Annotated in this window: 5 protein-coding genes and 1 pseudogene; 1 reads left to right on the top strand and 5 read right to left on the bottom strand. The window is 72.2% G+C overall.

What is annotated here, in order from left to right:
* Positions 1–417: 417 nt before the first annotated feature.
* Positions 418–630 carry an EF-hand domain-containing protein gene (locus H305_RS0143410; RefSeq protein WP_028805916.1) on the bottom strand — a complete coding sequence of 71 codons (213 nt, stop codon included), beginning with the start codon at positions 628–630 and terminating at the stop codon, positions 418–420.
* Between the two features lie 60 nt (positions 631–690).
* Positions 691–1,638: a MerR family transcriptional regulator gene (locus H305_RS0143405; protein ID WP_051371627.1), complete on the bottom strand. Its 948-nt coding sequence runs from the start codon at positions 1,636–1,638 to the stop codon at positions 691–693.
* A gap of 47 nt (positions 1,639–1,685) precedes the next feature.
* On the opposite strand from H305_RS0143405, the gene H305_RS0143400 reads away from it, so the two are divergent.
* Positions 1,686–2,327 carry an N-acetyltransferase gene (locus H305_RS0143400; RefSeq protein ID WP_028805914.1) on the top strand — a complete coding sequence of 214 codons (642 nt, stop codon included), beginning with the start codon at positions 1,686–1,688 and terminating at the stop codon, positions 2,325–2,327.
* A gap of 23 nt (positions 2,328–2,350) precedes the next feature.
* On the opposite strand, the pseudogene H305_RS55620 reads toward H305_RS0143400, so the two are convergent.
* From H305_RS55620 to H305_RS0143390, 3 genes and pseudogenes are all read right to left on the bottom strand, one after another.
* Positions 2,351–2,639 (bottom strand): annotated as a pseudogene (locus H305_RS55620) (ADP-ribosyltransferase); the annotation flags it as partial.
* A gap of 70 nt (positions 2,640–2,709) precedes the next feature.
* Positions 2,710–3,930 (bottom strand): YncE family protein, encoded by a 1,221-nt coding sequence (locus H305_RS0143395; RefSeq protein ID WP_028805913.1) that lies wholly within the window; start codon positions 3,928–3,930, stop codon positions 2,710–2,712.
* 11 nt (positions 3,931–3,941) lie between these two features.
* A complete protein-coding gene (locus H305_RS0143390) occupies positions 3,942–4,817 on the bottom strand; it encodes a polysaccharide deacetylase family protein (protein ID WP_051371626.1) in 876 nt (291 codons plus the stop codon).
* Positions 4,818–5,309: the final 492 nt, after the last annotated feature.

The raw sequence follows: 5,309 nt of genomic DNA, 5'->3' as shown, positions 1-5,309 counted from the left end.
GGCCCCGGCGCTCCCCGGGATCGGCCTGGGCGGCCTCGTCCTCAGCCGCCGGACGGGCTGAAAGGTGCCCCCGCCTCTCAAGTGGACGTGAGGCCGGAGACCGGTCTTCTAGGGGACGCACACCCCCTCGCACGTGCGCCCGGCCGCCGGCCGGAGGGGCCGTGCCGGTGAATCAAATGCCCGTCGCTGACGGCGACACGAACACGCCGAGGACCCACCAGCTCCCTCCGCACGACGGCCGCGACGGGCGGATCACCGGCACAGACCCGCCCCACCCACCGGACCGGACCCGCTGACCACCGACCCGCGCGACCGCCGCGGCGAGCGGATCACCGGACCGAACCCGGGGCGGTACCGCAGAAGGCGCCCACCGGAGATCCGATGGGCGCCCTCTGCGCGCGTCGCACGGGGCGGACGTCACTTGTTCAGGTGGGTCCAGAACTCGTCGAACGAGAGGACCTTGTCCCCGTTGAGGTCCCGGGTCTTGATGATCACCTCGGCGACCGACTCGGTGACGTTCCAGTCGCCCTCCTGGGCCAGGGCGGTCTTGAACTCGGCTGCGGTGATGAAACCGTCACCATCCGTATCGATCCGCTGGAACTGCTTGCGTGCTTCCTCGATGTCCGCCACCGATCCGCCCCTTCGTCGTGCATGACTGCATGTAGTACTGCCGTGTTTACGGACGTCAGATTAACGGGCCGCCCCGGCACGGAGTGCGGCGAGTACCCAGGCGAACTCCTCCCGGTGGACGGACAGCGGCTCCGTCCCCCGCACCAGCGCGTTCAGCTCCCGGAAACGGGCCATCTCGACATGCGCGGCGGACTCCATTCGTTCCAGGACGGCGGCCCGGTCGGCGTCGCCGAGCAGCCCTCGCAGCACTTCCTCGGCCTCCGGCGACCCGGGCTCGATGCCCCCCTCCAGCGCCTCACCGGCGAGCTGCACCAGCCGGCTCATGAACCACACTGAGGTGCCGGCCGGCACATCGGGCCCCCGGTCCGCCGCGTTGAACTCGATCATCTTCCGCATCCGCGCCCGGAAACCCCGGTCCTGGATCATCTCGGCCAGCTCCACCCAGGCGTCCACCTGCTCGGGCGTCGGCTCCTCCGCCAGGTCTGCCAGGGTGAACCGCATCCGGGTGCGGATGTCGGGGTCCGCCGTGTCCAGACCTCCGAACGTCTCCTCCATGAAGTCGTCGACGATGCGCTTGCGTTCCGCGGCCGAGAGCCGCGCCAGCTTGTTCATCAGTGTCATCTCCTCAGCGGTCGAGCCGCGTCGCGCCACGGTCGACAGCACCGCCCGGGTCACCTGCAGCGAGCGGATCTGCGCGTCCAGCGCCGCCACGTGCGCGGCGGCCACCTCCACGACCGTCGTCTCGCCGGCCAGCACCTTGCGCACGTCGTCCAGCCCCAGGCCGAGCTCGCGCAGCGTGCGGATCAGTTCCAGCCGGGCCACGGACGCGGCGTCGAACAGCCGGTAGCCGCCCGGGGAACGGGTCACCGGGGGCAGCGCGCCCTCGTCCGACCAGTACCGGATCGTACGGACGGACAGGCCGGTGCTCCGGGACAGCTCTCCGATGGTGAAGAGGCCGGTGCCGTCGTGCGGGGGGTCATGGGGGTGGCCCCGCGGGGAAGACTGCATGTCTGCGAGTCTGGGCCTTCCAGTGGGTGGAGACTCAAGGGAGTGCCATGGCGACAAAGAACCTGCGGGACATTCTGGACGCGGTCGCGCGGGGTGACTTCCCGCCCGCGGACGGCGGTACGACCGTCGTGCCCCAGCCGAGCCACCGGGACGCCGGGGTCCTCGCCCTCACCGCGCACTCCGTCGTATTCACCGACGAGGACCCCGAGTGGGTGCGCGAGGCGATGCGCGCCGCGCGCTGCGACGCGCTCGCGGCCAGCATGAACGCCCGGTTCCTGACGGCGTTCCTGGACCGCACGGGCCGTACGACGGACACGATCGACCTGCTCGCCGTCGGCTCCCCGCTGCCGGGCGCACCGCCGCTGCGGCTCAGGGAGATCGAGGACCCCGGCCATCCCCGCGTGGCCGGCTCCCGCAAACGGCGCGACGCCGTACGGGTGTGGGCGGCGGACGGCGGCGTCCTGGTCCTCGGGCGCGGGGTCGCGGGACGCCTGGAGGTCGCGGTCGAGGTGGACGAGCACGCCCGGCAACGCGGGCTGGGGCGGCAGTTGGTGACGGCGGCTCGGCATCTGGGCGGGGGTGAACCGGTGTGGGCCCAGATCTCGCCGGGGAACGCTCGCAGTCTGCGGGCGTTCCAGGCGGGCGGGTACCTGCCGGTGGGGTCCGAGGCGCTGCTCGTCGCTCGGTGAACCGTGGCTCTCGGCCAGGGTCCGCCCTGCTCGAAGACGGTCACCGGGCCGCGGCTGTCACTGCGGTACAGCGTGCCGCGGGTCTTGCGCCAGACCGGGGCGGGGGTGATCCGGTCGACGTCCACACGGCGGTAGGCGGCGGCCTTGACCGGATCCGCGAACTGCGGGCACGCGGGGGCCGCGACCCCGGCCACCGGGACGGCAAAGACCCCGGCGGAGGCCCCGGTGGGGGCCGCGGCAGACGTCGCGGCGGACGGCCGCGAGGGAGAGGACGACGGCAGCGGCCCCGCGCCGCAGGCGAGTTGTGATCATGGCAGCACGATCTCGGGTCCGTGGTGGCGGTCCGGGGACCGCCAGTCGTACGGCGGCGGCGTGTCAGGTCCTAGCGGAAGATGCCCGTGTGGCCCAGCGAGTAGCGGCCCGGCTGCGGATACACCGCGAGGCCGTGCGGACCGCTCCCCACCGGGATGCGGGCGAGTTGCGTGCCCGTGCCGGTGTCGATGGCGTACACCTCGGAGTCGTAACGGCCCGACAGCCACAGGACCTTGCCGTCGGCCGAGACCCCGCCCATGTCCGGGCTGCCGCCGCCGGGCAGCGGCCACTTCTCCGTGAGCCGGTTCTTCGTGAAGTCGAAGATGGAGATGGTGCCTTCGCCGCGGTTGGAGATGTACATCCGGCGCGAGTCGCGGCTGACGTACAGGCCGTGCGTGCCCTTGCCGGTGCGCAGCAGGGTCGGCTTGGAGAACTTGTCGCCGTCCAGGACCCACACGCCGCCCGCCATCATGTCGGCGATGTAGAACCTCTTGCCGTCGGGCGAGATCTTCACGTCCTGCGGCATCGAGCCCGTGAACGGGATCTTCTCCTGCGCGACCACCTTCATCTTCTCGGTGTCGACCTTCAGCACGTCGCCGCTGAATTCGCAGGAGGCGATGAAGTAGCGGCCGTCCAGGGAGAAGTCCGCGTGGTTCACGCCGTAGCAGCTCACCGGCTCCGTCTTCACCCGCTTCATGGTGTGCGCGTCGCGGAAGACGAGCTCGCGGTCGAGCGAGGCCATGACGATCGCGTACTTGCCGTTCGGGGTGAAGTAGAGGTTGTACGGGTCGTGCACCGGGACCGGCTTGCCCGCCTTGCCGGTCTTCGGGTCGATGGGGGTGAGGGAGTTGCCCTTGTCGTTGTTGACCCACAGCGTCTTCATGTCCCACGACGGGACGACGTGCTGGGGCTGTGTGCCGACCGGGATCGTCTTGACGACCCGGTACGTCTTCGGGTCGATGACCGAGACGGTGTTGGAGTTGGTGTTGGGCACGTAGACGCGGGACGGGAAGTCCTTGACCACCGGGGAGAGCTTGTTCGGGCGGTCCGCGGCGTAGACGTCCTTGGGGTTCAGCACCGGGGGCATACCGGGCAGTACCCGCACCTGCGGCTTCTTCGGCGGGGACGACGGCTGGACGGCCGGCTTGCTGCCCGGGGCCTCGGTCGCGTGGTCCGTCGGCTCGCTGCCGCAGCCCGTGAGTCCGGTGAGCGCGGCGAGGGCGGCTAGTGCGGTGAACGCGGTGACGGCGACGCCGGTGGTCCGTGCGCGCCCGACGGCGGTGGGGTGCATCAGCATCTGCATCAGCTCAGCAGCTCCGTGGTGGTGACCGCGCGCAGGCCGCGACGGTCGAGTTCGTGCAGGAGGGAGGGGAGGGCCGTCACCGTGTCCGCGTAGCCGAAGTGCAGGCTCACCACGGAACCGTTGCGGACCTCGCCGATGACCTTGCGGGTGACGGCGGGGGCGCCCGGCGAGGTGTAGTCGAGCGAGTCGACGTCGTAGGAGAGGACGTGGGGGTAGCCCGCGCGGCGGGCCAGCCGGGCGACTTCCGGGGAGGCGCGGGCGGTGCGGGAGGCTCTGAACCAGGTGCCGATCGAGCCGGTGAGCCGTCTCAGGCGGTCCGCGCAGCCGCGGATCTCCGCGTCGGCGTCCGCCTCCGGCATGGAGTTGATGTCCAGGTGGTGGAGGGTGTGGTTGCCGAGGTCGTGGCCGCCGTCGAGGATGCGGCGGGCGATGTCGGGGTGCTCGTCGAGCCAGGTGCCGACGGCGAGCACCGTGACGCGGGCGCCGGCCTTCTCCGCCTCGCCGAGCACGGATGCGGCGATGGCCGGGTCGCCCTGGCCGTGGAAGGTGAGGGCGACCCGGGGGCGGGTGCGGGGGCCGTGGGTGATCTCAGCGGGCTGGGACGGGAAGGCGCGGGGGGTGGGGGCGGTGGCGGTGGCGGTGGCAGTGGCGTCGCCGGGGGTGGCGGTGGCCGGGTGGCTGTCGGTGGGACGGGGCTGCGTGGGTGTGGGTGTGGGCGTTGGCGGGGGTGCGGCGGCTCCGGTGGTGGAGCAGCCCGCGGTCAGCGTTCCGGCGGCCAGCGCGGCCCCGGATCGCAGCGCCGTCCGCCGGTCCGGGACGGGGGGTGCGGTCGGTGACTGCGGGGGGTGTGCGGGCGGCGTGGTCACCCGCACCATTTAAGGGCGAAACGCCCTTGAAACTGTTGATTGGCCCTAGTGGGGGATGTACGGGTCGCGCGTGCGGTCCCCGGGGCCGGCCCGGTGGGGGTCCTCTGCGGTACGCCCCGAGGCCGGCCCGGTGGGCGCCTTCTGCGGTACCGCCCCGGGTTCGGTCCGGTGATCCGCTCGCCGCGGCGGTCGCGCGGGTCCGCGGTCAACGGGTCCGGTCCGGTGGGTGGGGCGGGTCCGTGCCGGTGATCCGCCCGTCGCAGCCGTCGTGCGGAGGGAGCTGGTGGGTCCTCGGCGTGTTCGTGTCGCCGTCAGCGACGGGCATTTGATCCACCGGCACGGCCCCTCCGGCCGGCGGCCGGGCGCACGTGCGAGGGGGTGTGCGTCCCCTAGAAGACCGGTCTCCGGCCTCACGTCCACTTGAGAGGCGGGGGCACCTTTCAGCCCGTCCGGCGGCTGAGGACGAGGCCGCCCAGGCCGATCCCGGGGAGCGCCGGGGCC

Origin of the sequence: Streptomyces sp. 142MFCol3.1 (assembly GCF_000424945.1) — a bacterium.
Lineage (GTDB): Bacteria > Actinomycetota > Actinomycetes > Streptomycetales > Streptomycetaceae > Streptomyces > Streptomyces siamensis.
This window is presented reverse-complemented; position numbering and strand designations above follow the sequence as displayed.